Consider the following 20,631-nt stretch of genomic DNA (forward strand, 5'->3'; position numbering starts at 1 on the left):
TGTTCTTCTCGATCAAATGCGAGAAGAACAGGCTGGCTTTCCTCTATACCTCAGTCCGTAGGTACATGGCTTGCGGAATAGCTGACATCAACGAGGGCTTCGCCAGAAAAAGTGACTGAAGTGATCGAAGTGTGAGCCACATCGCGTTCATGCTGCCGACGCCACAATGATTCGCTCCTCAACGAACGCCGCAAGGTACAGATGGGCAGCTCGTGACTGAAGCACACGCCCTCCTTGCCCGCGCTCCGACGCCGAGCCGAATCCAGGGCAGCAGACATACGCCTGACCATCGATTTGTAGCTCTCCCCCCACGAAGGCGTCACTGGATTCCACGTTTTGAGCAGCAACCCGACCGACGGCTTCAGTCTCGGGTCTCCCGCTGCGATCCCGTCGAACCTTCCCTCCCACTCCACAAGATCTTCGTTCTCCTCGATGGGTAGATTCAACAAATCGGCTAGCGGAGTGGCAGTTTCAATCGCGCGTTCGAGCGGGCTGGAGAAGATCGAAGAGATTGGACGATCACTGAGAATCTCGGCGACTGCCTTCGCCTGGCGATTGCCCAATTCGGAAAGCGAGTATCCGGGTAGCCGGCCGTAAATTACTTTCGACGGATTGAACACCTCTCCGTGACGTACAAAATGCACGACAGTGCGAGGTTCGGCCGACCGAGCCGGGGTTTCATCAGTCATGACGAGCGCTTCTCCTGCGTACGTAGGTACTCGGCGACGATCGGCCCGATCAACTCGAGCTTGTCCGGATGCATCATCGACGTGTGATTGCTGTCGATATCGATGTCGGTGATCTGTCCACCGATCACCGATCTCCATTCGTCTGTCACTGTGAAGTCGATGTCCATGCCCGCAGCTGCCCGGAACATCACCACGTCGCCATCATATTTGCGCGGCTCATACCCGGAGATCAATTCACCACTCGCCGAAGCGAAGTCGTAAAGTGCGCCAATCTGTGTCTCAGTCATGAACGACACCGAGTCCAGCGTCTTACCGATGGCGATGATCTGGCTGCGATCAAGAGAATTGACGTCGGCGCCTTCACCGAGTTCCACCCCCCAACTAGCTGCCATGTCACGGGTGTTCTCGAGCGCTACATCATCGTCGACCTCCCTCGGATGACGTGGATCCACCATGAACAGAGAGACCTCGAAACCTTGCTCGCGTAGAAGAACAGCACATGCATGGCCGATGAACCCTCCAACTGAGTGGCCGATTATGTTAAACGGCCCAGTCGGATTCACATCGATCATCTCACGCACGTAACGGTGCGCTAGCTCGTCGACAGAGGTCGGTAATGCCCACGCCTCCGTCATTACGGGAGTTTGCAGGCCGTAGATCGGTGTATCTGCCTCTAGGTACGGAGCGAAGCCCGAGGCCTTCCACGCCAGACCACTCATTGCATGGATATAGAAGAGCGGTGGCCGCTGTCCTTCGATGCGAACGGGAAAGAGGACGCCGATCGCATGATCGTCCGGTGTCGCCGAACCTGATTCCCGAGCCTCTTCGATCCTGGCAGCGAGTAGTTCGGGTGTCGATGCACCGAAGAGCATGCGGACAGGAACATCGAAATCGAGTGTGCTGCTCAAGTTGGCGGTCAATTTCATCGCGATGAGGGAGTTGCCACCCAACTCGAAGAAATCATCATCCAACCCCACCCGATCAACACCCAACACACCCACAAACGCCGACGCCACCACCAACTCCACCGACGACACCGGAGCCCGAAACACCCGAGCCTCGAACACCGGCTCCGGCAACAACGCCCGATCCAACTTCCCCGACGAATTAAGTGGAAACGCATCCAACACCACCACAGCAGCCGGAACCATATAACCCGGAACCCGCTCCCCCACAAACCCCCGCAACACCGACACATCCACAACCGACCCCACCGCCGGCACCACATACCCCACCAACTGATCACCCATCACCGACCCACGCACCACCACCGCAGCCGACAACACCGACCCATGCGACACCAACGCCGCCTCGATCTCCCCCAACTCGATCCGCTGACCACGGAACTTCACCTGAAAATCAGTACGACCGATGTACTCCAACTCACCAACTGTGTTCCAACGGACCAAATCACCCGTCCGATACATCCGCTCACCCGAACCGAACGGCGACGCCACAAACCGATCCGCACTCAAATCCGGACGACCCACATACCCCCGAGCCAACTGCACACCCGACAAATACAACTCACCCGCAACACCCACCGCAACCGGCCGAAGGCGCGAATCCAACACAAACACCCGGCAATTCCACTCCGGCACACCAATCGACACCACCGACCCCGACCCAGCAGCCGTCACATCCGCAAACGTAAACGACACCGCCGCCTCAGTCGGACCATACAAATTATGCAACCGCGCCGACGACACCAACCCGAACTCACGCACCGCCTCCACCGGCAACGCCTCACCAATAACCAACACATCACGCAACGAACCCAACAACCCCGGATCCACCAACGACGAAAACGTCGACAACATCGTCGGAACAAAATCCGTCACCGACACACCCTGATCATCAATCACCGACGCCAAATACCCCGGATCCCGATGACCATCAGCCGACGCCAACACCAACACCGCACCCACCCGCAACGGCATGAAAAAACCCCACAACGACACATCGAACGTCGTCGCCGTCTTCTGCAAATACACATCAGCAGCCGACAAACGATACTCGCCCTGCATGAACTCCAACTGATTCACAATCGCCGCATGCGAGACCGCCACACCCTTCGGCCGACCCGTCGACCCCGACGTGAAAATCACATACGCCGTATTCGACTCCCGCAACGGCGAGCGCCGATCCACATCAGAAACCCGCGCACCCGAAAAACCAGACACATCAACAACATCCACACACACAACCCGACGACCCGACGCCACGAAACCATCACGCTCCGTCGACACCACACACACCGGATCAGCCGAATCCAACACATACTCATTACGCGAAACCGGCGCATCAGGATCCAACGGCACCCACGCCCCACCCGCACGCACAATCGCATACAAACCAACCAACAAATCCACCGACCGCCGAACAGCCAACCCCACCAACGACTCCGGCCCAACACCCAAACCGATCAAATAACGCGCAAACCTATTAACCCTCTCATCGAACTCCCCGTACGAAAGCACCACATCCCCACACACCACCGCACGCGAACCCGAACAAACCCCCACCACCGAATCAAAACCATCCAACAACAACCCACCCACAACCGGACGAGACGTGTCGTTCCACGACTCGAGCACCAAAGCACGCTCAGACACAGTCATGACCTCGACATCACCGACCGCTGAACCGGGATCTGCGACCATCGCGCGCAGTATGCGGACAAACCGATCGGTGAAGGCGGACACGGTCGAGGCATCGAACAGATCCGTGGCGTAGAGCCAGGACAGCGCGATCCCTGCGGCATCCCCCGACTCGTTTTCCCGTGGAGCTGCGGTCAATTGCAAATCGAACTTCGCGATGTCGACGCCGGCGTCGAATCCGGAGACACGCAGTCCGGGCAATTCCAGTGCGTCGTCGGCCATGTTCTGGAAGAACAGCGCAACTTGGAACAACGGGTGGTGCGCTTGGGATCGTGCCGGGTCGAGCACTTCGACAAGCCGCTCGAATGGCACATCGGCGTTGGCAAATGCCCCCAGATCGATGTCACGCACATGGTCGAACAAATCGGAGAAGCTTGCTCCTGGATTCACGGCCGTGCGTAACACCAGGGTGTTTACGAACATGCCGATCAGATCGTCGAGTTCGGGTTCCCCTCGTCCAGAGATTGGTGAACCGATCGCCACGTCACCGCTGCCGCTCGACCTTGCCAACAGGACCGCCAGCGCCGCATGGACGACCATGAACAGTGACACGTTGTGGTCAAGTGCGAGTTGCTCCAGGGCACTGTGCAATTCAGCGTCCACGTCCGAACGGTGGACGCCGCCTCTGGTGGAGAGAATTGAGGGTCGTGGACGGTCGGCCGGGAGTTCGATCTTCTCCGGCAGGTCTCGCAAGGTCGTCTTCCAGTACGCGAGCTGCTCGGACATCAACGATGTCGGATCGGAATCCACGCCGAGAACCTCACGCTGCCACATCGCGTAGTCTGCGTACTGCACCGGCAGCGGTGTCCACTCCGGACTCCGGCCGTCCACACGCGCAAGGTAGGCGAACGCAACGTCCCGAACCAACGGCGCTACGGAAACGCCGTCCGCTGAAATGTGGTGCACGACCATCGCCAGGACGTACTCGGACGGATCCGTCTGGAAAAGCTTGACCCGCAACGGAACTGCCGAGCTGACGTCGAATCCGGCGGTAACGAGCGTCAACAGTTCGCCGAGAAGTGCCGAATCGGCCAACGGAACGGGATCGAGGTCGATGTCTGCGGTCGATTCCGGCAGAATTTGCTGATAGCCCACACCGTCGATTCCTGGGTAGACAGTACGAAGGACTTCGTGCCGAGCTAGGACGTCACCGACCGCTGAGTCGAGCGCAACCGTGTCAAGCTCACCACTCAGGCGGAGGACGATCGGAATGTTGTTGACAGCAGATTCGGAATCGAACTGGCTCAGGAACCACATCCGTTGCTGCGCCAGCGACAACGGCACATGTTCCGGACGAATCACCGGCGCAAGCTGTACTCTGACGGACCCCTCCGCCTCGGCTTCGATTCGGGCAGCCAATGCTTCGACCGTCGATACCTCGAAGAGGGTTTTCACCTGAATGCGTGTCCCGAACGCAGCACCGAGACGTCCAGCCAGCCTTGCTGCAACAAGTGAGTTGCCGCCGAGTTCGAAGAAGTCGTCTTCGGCACCGACCCTCTCGACTCCGAGCAGGTCGGCGAAGGCCGCTGCCACGAGTACCTGTGCAGGCGTTGATGGTTCGCGGTACGCACGCGAGATGAAGATCGGCTCGGGAAGGCTGTCGGTGTCCAACTTACCCACTGGGGTGAGAGGAATCCGGTCGATGACCATGATCGATGCAGGCACCATGTGGCGCGGAAGAACGGCCCGAGCGCTGGCGGTCAACGAGTCTGGGTCCAGCTCGACGTCGGCATTCGCCATGACATACGACACCAGCGCGGCGTCACCTGAGGAACCGGTGATCGCGACGGTGGCGACGAAGTCGACTCCGGGTTGGGCGGCAAGGACGGCATCGATCTCGCCCAGTTCGATCCGGAAGCCGCGAATCTTGACCTGTGAGTCCCCCCGCCCGAGATATTCGAGGTCGCGCTCACCACCGGTCTGATCGGTGGCTCCGCCATCGCCGCCGGTGCGGATCCACCGCACGGTATCGCCGGTCCGGTAGAGCCGCTCCCCGGCACCGCCGAACGGATTTGCGACAAAACTTGCCGCCGTAGTTGCGGACAGGCCGTTGTACCCGCGGGCAAGGTGGGTGCCCGACAGGTAGAGTTCGCCGGCGGTTCCGGTGGCGACCGGCTGAAGTCGAGAATCGAGGACGAACACGCCGACACCACGGACGGGACCACCGATCGTCACGGGACGATCGACGGTCAACTCGGCGATGTTGCTGGCGACGGTGGCTTCCGTGGGTCCGTATGCGTTGAAGAACCGTCGGCCGGGTGCCCAGGTGGACAGCAGCGCGGGTGAACACGCTTCACCGCCGACGACCACCACGGCGAGATTGTCGAACTGGTGGGCGCCGTCAAGGGAAATCGAACCCAGCGCCGCCGGGGTCACAAACGCGTGCGTGATCTTTTCCGACACCAGGAGTTCCGCGAGTTCGTCGCCGCCGAACATGTCCGGACGCGCGATCACCATCGTCGAGCCTGCACCGACGGCGAGCAGCAGTTCGAGCACGGAAGCGTCGAAACTCGGCGAAGCAAAATGCAGTGTCCGCGACGTAGAGGTGAGCGCATACCGTTCGACCTGTTCCGCACACAGGTCTGAAAGCCCGGCGTGGGTGACGACGACGCCCTTGGGCCGTCCTGTCGACCCCGAGGTGTAGATCACGTATGCCGGATGATCCACGCGAAGGGTTCGAACGCGTTCGGTATACGAGACCGGATCCGGGGAGATACCGGCCAACTCGGCCGTCAACACGGCGCCGTCCACTTCCAGCCATTGGACGCTGCGAGGACGGTCGATAGCGTACGCGGCCGTGGTCAGCCCTATCGAGGCTGCCGAATCGGTGATCATGTGTTCGACGCGGTCTGCAGGATAGCTGGGATCGACCGGCACGAAAGCTGCGCCGGTCTTGGCCACCGCCCACACCGCACAGACCGACTCGATGGAGCGGGGAATCGACACCGCCACCCGGTCCTCCGGCCCGATTCCGCGGCTGATGAGCAACCGAGCCAGACGCGAGGACAGCGCGTCCACTTCGGCGTAAGTGAGGGTTTGACCCCCGAATGTGATCGCCGGTGCTGCTGGGTTGAGGTCCACTGCAGCTGCGAGTAGCTGAGGCAGCAATGGCACCCGCGCGCGCCTGGTGCGTGCCGGTCGTTCGTTCCTGCCGGCGCGAGATGTCTTCCGCCGGGTCGCGTCGTCAGTACTCATACGACCGCCACCTGCGGTCGAACGGTGTGTACGGAGACCCAACGCTGCATCGAGCAACTCACCTTCGCGTCATACTACTGAACTGTCACTACCGGTCTGTCCAGACTGGACGCCGGGGAACCCACAATTGCATCAGTGGGTTCCCCCAACACATCCAACCCCTACCGCCCATTGTTACAGCCGGTTACACCGATCCGGGCAACGGCACGATCACCTATGAATTCGGCCACTGGCACGGTCGCCGACGGAGCCCGATCTCACCACCCGAGTAGTTCGCCCGTTGCGAGGACGTACTCGAGATCGGGTAAGTCGGTTCGGTCGACGGCCGAGCGGACCTCGTCCGGAAGCACCACATGCGTCACCCAGTCGTCAGCAAGTGAGTCTTCGATTGCCTCGTCGTCACCGAGAATGACGACAGCCGCTCCGGCTGACGCCGCAAGGAGGACTGCGACCGAGTGCTCCGGCGAGCCGACCGCGCCGGCGAATGCCAACCTCGACTCGAAGTCGACGGAATACCGCTTGCGCAGCTCCGCCAGAGAGTTCGACAGGTCGCCGTACGTCAGCACTCGGTCACCGTCGACGATCGCCGGATCGTCCGCCATTGTCGACCGGGCGCGATCGACGTAGCTGATCGGACGATCCGACATCGTCGCCAGCCGAGACTCGATCTCCGGTGACGTCAAGAGCAGCGTCGAGGTGTCGGAGTCATTCGACAGGGTCAGGCTTGCCGGATCCGACGGATGCGCCCCGGTAACGGCTGCGCCGGTCTTCACCACAGACCAGTAGGCGATCACGGCATCGACACCACCACCGATGGAGATCGCAGTGCCGGGACCTGCACCTTCCTCGATGAGCAGGCGAGCCAGACGCGAAGACTTCGCGTCGAGTGCCGCGTAAGCGGTCTCCTCGCCGTCTGTTACCACCGCAGGCGCGTCCGGGTCGCTTTCCACGACGGAGGCGAGCAACTGAGGCAGCAACGTCGTGCTCGCGACTGCGCTGGCTTCGCGAACGCCGCCGGCGACCTCGGACTTCTCCATGTCGGTCAGCAGATCGAGATCGCCGACCTGCCTGGTCGGATCGTCGGTGACCTGCTCGAGTACACGAACGAACCGCTGTGCGAACGACTCGACCGTGGTCTTGTCGAACAGGTCCTCGGAATACAGCCACAGGCCGGAGAGTCCGAGGCCGTCCGTTGCGGTGGTCAGGGTGAGCTGAAGGTCGAACTTCGTGGTCAGGACTCCGCTGTCGACGGCGCCTATGGTCAGGTCTGCCAATGCAAACTCGGTCTGGGCGGTCGGTTCCAGCGACAGGACGATTTGGAACAGGCCCCCCGACCGAGGCGGCAGCGCCTCCACGATTTCCTCGTAAGGAACATCGGCTTCGCCGAACGCGGCCAGGTCGACGTCGCGCACATGCGAAACGAGATCCTCGAAGCGTGCACCTGCATCGACCGTGGTGCGAAGCGCGAGTGTGTTGACGAACATACCGACGAGATCGTCGAGGGCGCGCTCGCCCCTGCCGCCGACAGCGGTACCGATCGCGAAGTCGGAGCCTCCACCCAACCTCGAGATCAGGACCGCCAGTGCGGCGTGGATTGTCATGAACACCGTGGCGTTCTTCGCTCGGGCGATGTCGCTCAGTCGCGAGTGGACATCAGCGTCGACGGTGAACTGGACTGCCCCCGCTGCGGCGGACTGCACCACCGGACGCGGTCGGTCTGTCGGCAAGCCGACATCGGTCGGCAGATCGTCGAGCGCTGTGCGCCAGAAGTCGAGTTGGCGCGCGGCGATCGTTCCCGCGTCATCTACCGATCCCAGTACGTCGCGTTGCCACAGCGCGAAGTCTGCGTACTGCACTTGGAGTGGGCTCCACGATGGTGCACTGCCCCGGGTACGCGCTTCGTAGGCCACCATCACGTCGCGGGCCAGTGGCCCCATCGACTGCCCGTCGGCCGCGATGTGATGCGCGACGAGTACGAACACGTACTGATCTTCTCCGATCTGGAGAAGATCAGTACGTACCGGAACCTCCGATGACACATCGAATCCGGCGGTCGTCGATTCGACGACCTTCGTGTACATCTGCGCGCCGTCGTGGACCGCTGTCGGTTCCCCGAACATGGGCACGAGGTCGGCGCCGACGATCCGCTGCACGGGCCCCAGCCCGTCGGACGGGTAAAACGTTCGCAGTGACTCGTGGCGCGAAATCACGTCACGCAGAGCAAATTTCAGCGCGTCGACGTCCAACTGCCCGGCCAGACGCAGCGCCATCGGGATGTTGTACGTCGAGGCGTCGGTGTCCATCTGGTTGAGCATCCACATACGCTGCTGCGCCAGTGACAGCGGAATGCGCTCGGGGCGATCTTGGGCAACGAGCTGCTTTCGCGAACCGGTTCCGACGTGGACTTCGATCGCGCTCGCGAGTTCTTCGACTGTCCGGGTGTCGAACAGAGTCCGTACGGGGACTGTGGCGTCGAGGGATCGGCTGAGTCGTGCCGCCGCACGGGTCGCGATCAATGAGTTACCACCGAGTTCGAAGAACTCGTCGTCGAGTCCGACCTGAGGAACCTCTAGCAATTCGGCGAATACCGTCGCCACGGCCTTCTCGGTGTCGGACACCGGCGCTCGATATTCGGCGGAAGCGAAGACGGGTGCAGGCAGCCGAGCGGAGTCGAGCTTCCCGTTCACAGTGAGGGGCAAGGCGTCCAACAACACTGTCGCGTCGGGAACCATGTAGCCGGTGAGGAAGTCGGCCGCACTTATGCTGACCGTGCTCGCGTCGAGGTCCGAACCGGCCTCGAGCACGACGTACGCGATGAGCCGATCGCCCAGATCTGCGTCCTTGCGGACGACGGCCACGGCACGGGCGACACCACCGACTCGGAGCAGGGCCGTCTCGACCTCGCCGAGTTCGATCCGGAAACCTCGAAGCTGAACCTGCGAATCGGAACGCCCCAGGTATTCGAGCTGGCCGGCGCGGTTCCAGCGCGCCACATCGCCGCTTCTGTACATCGACTCGCCGTGCGATGCAAATGGATTCGCGACGAACCGCGCGGACGTCAATCCGTTCTGCCCCAGATACCCGCGTGCCAGTTGTCCGCCGGCGACGTAGATCTCGCCGGCCGTGCCGATCGCAGCGGGCTGCAAACGGTCGTCGAGTACGTACACCCGAAGGCCGTCGAGTGGTCGACCTATCAACGACGCCGTCGCGGTCTCCGCGCTCGCACGATCGAGCGGGAGATAAGAGACGTGCACCGTGGTCTCGGTGATTCCGTACATGTTGACCAGTTGCGGCGAGTCGTCGGGATGACGGTCGTACCACCGGGTCAGCTGTGCGAGATCGAGTGCCTCGCCACCGAAGATCACGTACCGGAGCGCAAGATCCGACGCGGTACCGTCCGATCCTCCGGAAACACGGTCTGCCTCCGCAAGCTGGTAGAAAGCCGACGGAGTCTGATTGAGCACCGTGACGCCCTCGGTGGTCAGCAATTGTCTGAACTGGTCTGGCGAACGCGACGTCTCGAAGTCGACGACCACGAGTACACCGCCGTGAATGAGCGGACCCCACAGCTCCCACACCGAGAAGTCGAATGCGTAGCTGTGGAACAAAGTCCACACATCCGAGGAATCGAATGCGAATTCCGTCTGCGCGTTGGCGAACAACTCCACAACGTTCCGATGAGTGACCGCAACACCTTTGGGGCGGCCGGTAGATCCTGATGTGTAGATGACGTACGCCAGGTCTCTCGAACGCAAAGGCCGCACGCGGTCTGCGTCGGTCACGGGGCGGGAGTCGGCTGCGGCATCCCGGGGCGAGACAGAAGGGCAGGGCAGTTCCCGCAGCGAATCCGGAGCGACGATCGCACACACCGGAGACGCGTCGGCAAGGGTATATGCGATCCGCTCATCCGGATAGCTCGGATCGATCGGCAGATACGCGGCACCAGACTTGACGATGGCGAGCAGCGCCACGACCAGATCGACCGATCGCGGCAAGAGGACCGCTACCAGGTCCTCGGATCCGACTCCCGAATCGATCAGCGTGCGGGCCAGACAGTTTGCGCGGGAATCGATGTCCCGATACGTCAATCGCTCGTCTCCGAAGACCACCGCAATCTCGTTCGGTGATCGGGTCACCTGTGCATCGAACAGTCCGGCCAGAGTGGTCGAGTCGTCGACGACCGCCCCGGGCGTGGCCCACCCTTCGAGTATCGTCCGGCGTTCGTCCTCGCCGAGAATGTCGATGTCGCCGACTGCATTTGACGAATTGGCGACGACGGATGTCAGCACGGCGTTCAGTCGTGACTCGAGGCCTGCAATCGTCGATTCGTCGTAGAGATCGGTGGCGTAGGTGACGGCGAAGGTGAGCCCGCCCGCCTGAGCCGGAGTCTCCCAGACCGTGAACTGCAGGTCGAACTTTGCCAACGTCGGCGCAATGTCGACACCGGAAATGCTCAGGCCCGGAATCTCTACGGATCCGTGCGCACCCTGACCGAGATTCTGGAACGAAAAGCCCACCTGGAAAAGCGGATTACGCGCCTGCGACCGTTCGGGGTCCAGTGCTTCCACCAGACGCTCGAACGGAACGTCAGCGTTCTCGAAACCGGCCAAATCGGTGTCCCGTACCTTCGACAGGAGTGCAGTGAACGACTCGCCCGGGTCGACCTCGGTCCGCAGGACCAAAGTGTTGACGAACATGCCGATCAGATCATCGAGAGCCTGTTCACCTCGTCCGGCCGCTGGTGTACCGATCACGATGTCGGCGGTGCCGGACAGCTTCGCCAGCAGGACGGCCAGCGCACTGTGCAGAACCATGAAGAGTGACACATTATGTTCTCGCGCAACATGATTCAATGATTCGTGCATGGCCGCTTCGATATCGAAGCAGTACTCGGCACCGGAGTGTGAAGCGACTCGCGGACGCGGCCGATCCGACGGCAGGGTCAGTTCGACGGGCAATCCGTCCAGTTGCGACTTCCAGTATTCCATCTGTTTCGAGATCAACGATCCCTGATCGGACTCGACACCGAGTACCCGGCGCTGCCACAGCGCGAAGTCCGCGAATTGGATCGGTAGCGGCTTCCACGTCGGAGCGATTCCCTGCGACCTCGCGGCGTACGCCGAGACGACGTCCCGGACCAGCGGCCCCATCGAAAAGCCGTCACCGCTGATGTGATGGATGGCGAACACCAGAACGTACTGCGAGTCGGCAAGATCGAACAAACGTGCCCGGACCGGCACGTCTGCAGTGACATCGAATCCGGCGAGTACGTATTCCGCCACCCGGTCAGTGACGACGGACTCATGGATACGTACTGGCGACAGATCAGGCAGTGCATCCGCGGTGTCGAGGACTCGCTGGTATCCGATACCGTCGACTTCCGGATATGTAGTCCTGAGAATCTCATGTCGCTCGAACAGATCACGAAGAGCTGCCTGCATGGCCTCGACGTCGAGATCCCCCGTCAACCGGATCGCGATCGGAATGTTGTCCACTCCGGACGCCGAATCGAATCGGTTCAGGAACCACATGCGCTGCTGCGCGATCGACAGCGGAACCAACTCAGGGCGCTCCTGTGGTTCGAGCGGCGGACGGCCGCCCCGCCCCACGAGCACGTCGATTCGCGCCGCGAGCGACTCCACTGTCGATGCATCGAACAGGATGCGGACCGGCACAGTGGTGTCGAGTGCATGCCCGAGTCGAGCGACGATCTGCGTCGCGATCAGTGAATTACCGCCCAGCGCAAAGAAGTCGTCGTCCAAGCCGACCTGCCCGATACCGAGGAGGTCGGCGAAAATACGCGCAACTTCGACCTCGACCACAGATTCGGGTTCCCGGAAGACCGCGATCTCGACCTCAGGATCGCGCAGTTGCTTCCGGTCGAGTTTTCCCGAGGCGTTGAGCGGCAGTTCGTCCAGAACAACATGTGCCGTGGGCACCATGTATGACGGAAGATGTTTCCCCAGTATCGATTCCAGTTCCAGCCAATCGATCAGAGACTCACCGGCCGCCGTCAGGTACGCGACCAGTTGATCGTTCCGGACGGCAACCACCACCGAACCGACCGACGGATGATCACGCAGGATCGACTCGATCTCCCCCAGCTCGATGCGTAGTCCGCGTAGCTTGACCTGAAAGTCGGTACGTCCGATGTATACCAACTCACCCGACGCATTCCATCGCACCAGGTCTCCGGTCCGATACAGGCGTGAGCCGGCAGGTCCGAACGGATCGGCGACAAACCGGTCCGCGGTGAGGTCCGGCCGAGCCACGTACCCCCGGGCCAACTGCACTCCCGCGAGGTAGAGCTCGCCCGCGACCCCGACGGGCACCGGATGCAGTCGTGAGTCGAGTACCAGAACGCGTGTGTTCCAGACCGGCGCGCCGATCGGCATGGTGGTGGTGTCGGCGTCCGTCACCTCATGGAAGGTGACGTCGACCGCGGCCTCCGTCGGTCCGTACAGATTGTGCAGTTCAGTTCCGGGAAGAACCGTCCGGAACTGCGCGGCCACCTGCGGGGCGAGCGCCTCACCCGAGGCGAAGACTCGGGTAAGGGTAGAAGACCTCGTGACAACCGTATCCGCGAGGAACACTTCCAACATCGACGGCACGAAGTGAATGGTGGTCACTCGTTCGGACGCGATCAGCGCGGCCAGATAGGCCGGATCTCGGTGGCCGTCGACGGCAGCGATCGCCAGTCGAGCTCCGACTTGCAACGGCCAGAAGAACTCCCACACGGAGACATCGAAGGTAAAGGGAGTCTTCTGGAGGACCACGTCGTCGCCGAGGAGGCTGTACTCGGCCTGCATCCAGATCAGCCGGTTGACGATCGCGCGGTGTGACACCGCAACGCCCTTCGGTTTGCCCGTCGACCCGGAGGTGAAGATCACGTACGCCGTGTTCTCCCCTCGCAGCGGGCCGAGGCGGTCCGCGTCGGTGACCGGTGCGTCGGAACAACCGGACAGGTCTACGGTATCGATCCTGACTACCAGCACTCCCTCAGCGTCGAATCCATCTCTCTCTGTGGTCAACACACAGATCGGAGCTGCAGTCGACACGACGTATTCGTTGCGCTCGACGGGCTGATCGGGGTCGATGGGCAGATAGCCGCCGCCGGCCTTGACTACCGCGTACATCGCCACCAGCAAATCGAAGCTTCGGCGAATGGCCAAGCCGACCAGGGTATCCGGGCCGACGCCTTCCGACACGAGTTTGCGGGCGAGTTGATTGACCCGCCGGTCGAATTCGAGATACGTCAGCTGATGCCCATCGAAGGTCAGCGCGATCGAATGGGGAGAGCGGACGACCTGTTCATCGAACAGATCCACCAGCGTCACATCGCGAACATCGTGACCGGTGCTGTTCCAGCGCTCGACGACCAGCCCCAGATCGGAGTCGCCGACGACGTCGACGTCCCCGACCGGCCCAGCGGGGGCAGCCGCGACCGCCGAGAGAGTCGCGGTCAGATACTGGACGAAGGAGGCCACCGTCTTACGGTCGAACAGATCCGTTGCGTAAGTGAAGAGTCCACGGAGTTCACCGTCGTGCTCGGTGATCGTCAATTGCAGATCGAATTTCGCCACGGACGCATCGACGTCGAGGGCCGATACCGTGACGCCGTCGATGTCGGCCGATTCGTCGCTGCCCTGGGCGACGTTCTGGAACGTGAGCATGACCTGGAACAGCGGATTGCGTGACTGCGATCGTTCCGGGTTGATGATTTCGACGAGGCGCTCGAACGGCACGTCGGCATGCGCGAACGCTTGCAGGTCCGACTCACGCGTGCTGCGAAGCAATTCCGTGAACGACAGCGACAGATCGACGTTCGTCCGCAACACGAGTGTGTTGACGAACATTCCGATCACATCGTCGAGTTCCTGCTCACCACGCCCCGCGACCGGAGTACCGATCACGATGTCGGAGGTGCCGGACAGGCGCGCCAGCATCACGGCGAATGCACTGTGCACGACCATGAATCGCGAAGCCTGATGCTCACGCGCAATTCGGTCGAGGGAATCGACGACGCCCTGCTCGATGGCAAATTGGTACTCTGCACCACCGTTCGTTGCTACGGCTGGACGTGGCCGATCGGTCGGCAGGTCCAGCTGATCCGGGATTCCCGCGAGCCGGCTCTTCCAGTAGTTGACCTGGCCCGAGATGATCGAGTGCGGATCGTCCTCGCTGCCGAGCACCTCACGCTGCCACAGGGTGTAGTCGACGAACTGGACAGCCAGCGGCGACCAGGACGGCGCACGCCCGTGCGATCGCGCCGCATACGCTGTCACCACGTCACGTACCAACGGCACCATCGAGAAACCGTCTCCGCTGATGTGATGGACGACGAAGACAAGCACGTACTCATCGTCGGCAAGTTGGAAGAGCGCGGTACGGAGAGGGATCTCGACCGTGACGTCGAATCCGGGCTGGATCAGCTCCCGCACACGGAGTTCCACAGCCTCGGCCGGAACTCGAACCGGTGACAGATCGAGATCGACTGCCGCCGAACCGAGAACCTGCTGGTAACCGACGCCGTCGATCTCGGGATAGATCGTGCGTAGGCTTTCGTGACGGTCGATCAGGTCCCGCACGGCCCCCGCCAGAGCCGCCGTGTTCAACGGACCGGTCAACCGCACGGCGACCGGAATGTTGTCGACCCCGGATTCCGGCTCGAACCGGTTGAGGAACCACATTCGCTGCTGCGCCAACGACAGCGGGACTCGCTCGGGACGCTCCTGTGGGACGAGAGGCATCCGTCCCGCGTCGCCGGTGTGAGTGCTCAGTCGTGCGGCCAGGGCCTCGACCGTCGACACGTCGAACAGCAGTCGTACCGGCACTACGGTGTCCAAGGACTGACCGAGCCGTGAGACAACTCGCGTGGCAATCAACGAGTTGCCGCCGAGTTCGAAGAAGTCGTCGTCGAGACCGACCTGAGCTACACCCAGAACATCCGAAAAGATCTGGGCCACAGTTTCTTCGACCACAGTGGTCGGAGCGCGGTATGACAGTGTCGCGAACGTCGGCTCGGGCAGGGCCCGCCGATCGACCTTTCCGTTGGCGTTCAATGGAACCGTCTCGATCGCCACGAATGCGGACGGCACCATGTAGTCAGGCAGACGCGCCGCGACGGTCGAACGTATCGCCGCGATGTCGACGTCGGCCCCGTGTGCTGGTACCAGATAAGCCACCAGGCGGTCTCCGACCAGGCTGTCCTTGTGTACCACCACGACAGCAGCCGATACCGAATCGAGTGCCACCAGGGCCCCTTCGATCTCGCCGAGTTCGATTCGGAGTCCACGGATTTTGACCTGGAAGTCGGTGCGGCCCAGATAGTCCAGCTCTCCCGAACCGTTCCACCGGACCTGGTCTCCGGTACGGTACAGCCGCGAGCCTGCCGACCCGAACGGATTCGCCACGAACCTCTCGGCAGTAAGGTCGAAGCGTCCGCCGTATCCGCGGCTGACTCCCACACCTCCCACGTAAAGCTCACCGACCACTCCGGCCGGGACCAGCTGCAGGCGCGAATCCAGCACGTAGAGTTCGATATTCGGAATTGGAATCCCGATGGGGACTCCGTTGACGTCTCCCGGTGCCGCCTCCTGGAAGGACACTACGTCGGAGGCCTCAGTGGGGCCGTAACTGTTGACGACGCGCACACCGGCGGCCATCAGATCTTTGAGCCGACCAACCTGAATGGGCTCACCACCGAGGAACACGACGTCGAGTGATTCGAGGACGCCGTCCACGTCGGCATCGACCAGTGCATCAAATGCACTCGGCGACATGTTCGCGACCTGGACGTCGTCGTCGGAGACGGCGCGAAGGATCTCGGCGGGGTCGAACCCCGCTGCGGCGACGTGAACACTGCCACCGCTGGTAAGCGGTCCCCACACATTCTTCTGCGTGAGATCGAAACTCGGTGACGACGCAACGACCACACCAGCGGCGTCCGGAAGTTCGGATCGGTACCAGGCTGTCGTATTCTCGATGCCCGCCATCGGTACGACCGTGGGCTTGGGCCGACCCGTCGAACCAGAGGTCGAGATGACGTATCCCACGCGCTCACCTGCGCCCCGCTCACGCCAATGGTCCACCCATTCCGGAACAGAATCGCCGGATTCCGCCCCATCAGTGCTCTCGACCCGCAGCACCGGGAGCGCCGTCTGGACGCCGCCGGACGCGATCACCACGCGGGCACTGGTGTCTTCGAGCAATGTATTCACGCGCTCGGTCGGCAACGTGGGATCGATTGGTGTGTAACCGGCGCCGGTCTTCCACACCGCGAGCATTGCCACTACCCACTGCCACGACCTGGGCAGCACCAGCGCAACCACGTCGTCCGCTCCCACACCCGCAGCGAGCAAGTCCTGAGAGAGCACCGACGACCGCGCATCGAGTTCCCCGTAGGTGAGGGTCCGATCATCGGCCACGACTGCAACCGTCGACCGGTCGCGACTGACATGCCGGGCAAAGAGTGCAAGTGGCGATCTGTCGCCGATCGACACACGCTGCCCCACCGACCAGTCGAGCACGCGGGCTGCCTCGCCGGCGCCGAACAGATCGATCTCGCCGACGAGAACGGCCGGATCGGCAGCGACCGCACCGAGCAATACGGACAGCCTGGAACCGAACGTCTCGATGGTCGAGGCATCGAAAAGGTCACGCGCATAATCGATGACGACTGACAGCCCGCCGACCTCCATGTCTTCCCACACCGTGAACTGGAGGTCGAACTTGGCGACTGCGGACTCGAGCTCGAAACCGCTTACCTCGAGGCCGCCGAGCGTTGCGCCACTTTGTGTTTTCTGGCCGAGATTCTGGAACGCGAGCATCACCTGGAACAGCGGATTGTGTGCCTGCGAGCGTGCCGGGTCGAGCACCTCTACCAGGCGCTCGAACGGGACGTCAGCGTTACCGAATGCATCGAGGTCTGCAATCCGTGCCTGGTTCACCAGCTCGTCGAATGTACTTGCCGGATTGATCTCGGTACGCAGCACCAGGGTGTTGACGAACATGCCGATGACGTCGTCGAGTGCGCGATCGCCACGACCCGCCACCGGGGTGCCGATCGCGATGTCAGTGGTTCCGGACAAACGCGCCAACAGCACGGCGATTGCGCTGTGCAATACCATGAACACCGTGGCCTTGTTCGCCTGCGCAATCGACTCGAGGCGCGCGAGTACGTCCGCACCGATAGTCATCGTGTGCGACGCTCCGCGATAACTCGCGACGGGCGGGCGGGGTCGATCCATCGGCAGGTCTAGCCGCTCGGGGAGCCCGTCGAGCTGCTGTGTCCAGTAATCGATCTGGCGCGATATCACCGATTCCGCGTCGTGCTCGCTGCCGAGGACTGTTCGCTGCCAGATCGAGAAGTCTGCATATTGCACGTCCAGCGGCGTGAATTCGGGTGCGCTGCCAGCCGCCCGACTCGCGTAAGCGGTCACGACGTCGCGCACCAAGGGGCCCATCGAGAAGCCGTCACCACTGATGTGGTGGACGACGAATACAAGGACGTATTCCGACGCGGCCACCTGGAAGAGCTTGACCCGCAACGGCACCTGTGAGGTGACGTCGAATCCCCCGGTGATCTCCGTGATGACACGCTCGGTGATCTCGGATTCGGCCACAGCGACCGGCGACAGATCGAGCTCCACGTCGGAGACGGTCAAGATCTGCTGGTAGCCGACGCCGTCGACCTCCGGGTACACAGTACGCAGGCTCTCGTGCCGCTCGACGAGATCATCGATCGCCGAACGGAGCGCAGCGGCATCGAGCATTCCGGTCAGCCGGAGAACGACTGGGATGTGATCGACTGCCGAGGTCGAGTCGAAGCGGTTGAGGAACCACATACGCTGCTGCGCAAGCGAAAGCGGGATCCGGTCGGGACGTTCCTGTGCAACGAGAGGAGCCTTCGTACCGCGGCCAGCAGAATCGCCTACGAGAGAAGCTAATTCGGATACCGTCGGAGCATCGAAGAAAGCTCGCATGTCGAGTTCCACGCCGAGTTCGGCGTTCGCGCGCGCCACCACTCGCGTCGCGAGCAGTGAATTGCCCCCGAGGTCGAAGAACCCGTCGTCTATGCCGAGATCGTCGCGGCCGAGCAAGTCGGCAAAGATCGCTATCAACGTCTTCTCGACCGGGGTGCTCGGTGCGCGGTATTCGACAACCTGCGCTGTGAACTCGGGCGCCGGCAGCGCCTTGCGGTCCAGCTTGCCACTGGCATTGAGCGGAAACGCCTCGAGTTCGACAAACAGCGACGGCACCATGTAGTCCGGCAGGCGTCCACCCAATTCACGTGCAAGAGCGTCGGTGTCGAGCACAACTCCCGATGCGGGAACCACGTATGCCACCAGATTGTCGCCCAAAGCCGCATCGGAGTGGACGAGAACGGCCGCCTGTGCGATTGCATCGTTGTCGAGTAGCGCTGATTCGATTTCGCCGAGTTCGATGCGCAGTCCCCGCAGCTTCACCTGGAAGTCGGTGCGGCCGAGGTACTCGAGCAGGCGGTCGGCGCCGGCACCGCGCCATCGGACCAGGTCGCCGGTTCGGTACATGCGCTCGCCGTCCGAGGTGGAATGCGCGACGAACCGATCCGCCGTCAGATCGGGGCGGGAGACATACCCTCTGGCCAGCTGGACCCCCGCGAGGTAAAGCTCGCCGGGGACGCCGGGAGGTACTGGACGCAGTGCGTCGTCGAGGACGAGTAGCTCTGTTTCGGCGACAGCACGGCCGATCGGAATGGAGACCTCATCCTGCGGTCCGGTTGCGTAGTACGTGACGTCGACGGCTGCCTCGGTCGGTCCGTACAGATTGTGCAGTTCCGCGGTGCTGACGTCGCGCAGCCGCGCGGCGGTCTGGGCGGGAAGCGCTTCACCCGAGGCAAAAACGTAACGTAGCGAGGTGATCTCGGAAGCGCGCGGTTCAGTGACGAAGACCGCGAGCATCGAGGGGACAAAATGTACAACGGTGACGCCGTACTCGATCATCGTCGCTGCGACGTAGGCCGGATCACGATGCCCGTCCGGCTTCGCGATCACGAGGCAAGCGCCGACCTGCAACGGCCAGAAGAACTCCCACACTGATACGTCGAACGTAAACGGCGTCTTCTGCAGGATGACGTCTTCGTCGGTGAAGGGATATTCGCTCTGCCTCCATCGGAGGTTGGCGACGATTGCCTCGTGTGACACACCGACGCCCTTGGGCCTGCCGGTCGAACCCGACGTGAAGATCACGTACGCAAGATTGTCGGTGCGCAGCGGTGACAGCCGGTCACCGTCGGCAAGCGGCGCGCCTGAGTGCGCCGAGACATCGATGTCATCGATCCGCAGTACATCGACGTTTTCGGGAATGCCGACCGCGTCCACTGACGTCGTCAGCACGAGGACGGGCGCGGCGACGTCGATCACATACGCCAGACGCTCAGCGGGATGGTCGGGATCGAGTGGTACGTACGCACCACCGGCCTTGACGATCGCGTACATCGCAACCAGCAGTTCGACGGACCGACGGATACCCAGGCCGACGAGTGTGTCCGGTCCGACGCCACGGGCGACGAGCTCGCGGGCGAGCTGATTGACCCGGCGATCGAATTCCGCGTAGGTCGACGCCGTGGAGCCGAAACGAAGGGCGACGGCATCGGGGGTACGCGCGACCTGCTCCTCGAACAGACTTACGAGAGTCGACTCGACGACCGACGGAGCCTCGAAAGCAACGACGGAAGTCGCGTCGGCGATGAGCGCACCGACGACGGATTCGAGGCCACCCTCTCGTGTGGCGAGCAACTCCGGCAGCAGCGTGGAGATCACGACGGGTACGAGTGCGTCCGGGCCGAGCGCACCACCCATCGCGGAGTCGAGTGTGGTCAGTTCCGAATGCAACCGTTCGTAGGTGACCTCGACGTCTGCATGAACAAGCGCTGTCCGGTCGGGCTCCGCCTCGGCTACAGCAGCGATCAATCTCGGCAGGTCTTCGATCGTCAGCGACTGTGGTCCCGGCATACCGACGGACATCAACACTTCCTCCAACTGACGACAGCACGGCGCAGATCCAACGCACGACTGGTCGTACAGATCAACGCCCATGGGGCAAAT

At 62.2% G+C, this 20,631-nt stretch carries 3 protein-coding genes; all 3 read right to left on the bottom strand.

Going from position 1 to position 20,631, the window contains the following annotated elements; translation table 11 throughout:
* Positions 1-50: 50 nt before the first annotated feature.
* Positions 51-689 (bottom strand): histidine phosphatase family protein, encoded by a 639-nt coding sequence (locus tag ACFWEM_RS14890; protein ID WP_378534482.1) that lies wholly within the window; start codon positions 687-689, stop codon positions 51-53.
* Entirely contained in the window at positions 686-6,544 is a 5,859-nt protein-coding gene (locus ACFWEM_RS14895; protein ID WP_378534484.1) for an amino acid adenylation domain-containing protein, read from the bottom strand. Before ACFWEM_RS14895 ends, ACFWEM_RS14890 begins: the two co-directional genes overlap by 4 nt.
* Before the next feature lie 257 nt (positions 6,545-6,801).
* Positions 6,802-20,550, bottom strand: a complete 13,749-nt coding sequence (locus ACFWEM_RS14900) for an amino acid adenylation domain-containing protein (RefSeq protein WP_378534486.1) — start codon at positions 20,548-20,550, stop codon at positions 6,802-6,804.
* Positions 20,551-20,631 lie beyond the last annotated feature (81 nt).

Source organism: Rhodococcus sp. NPDC060176, from assembly GCF_042728675.1.
In the GTDB taxonomy this organism is placed as follows: Bacteria; Actinomycetota; Actinomycetes; order Mycobacteriales; family Mycobacteriaceae; genus Rhodococcus_F.

What these genes read in the sequence shown, in the direction of transcription:
- ACFWEM_RS14890 (WP_378534482.1), bottom strand. Translation starts at nt 689, where the DNA reads ATGACTGATGAAACCCCGGCTCGGTCGGCCGAACCTCGCACTGTCGTG.
- ACFWEM_RS14895 (WP_378534484.1), bottom strand. Translation starts at nt 6,544, where the DNA reads ATGAGTACTGACGACGCGACCCGGCGGAAGACATCTCGCGCCGGCAGG.
- ACFWEM_RS14900 (WP_378534486.1), bottom strand. Translation starts at nt 20,550, where the DNA reads ATGTCCGTCGGTATGCCGGGACCACAGTCGCTGACGATCGAAGACCTG.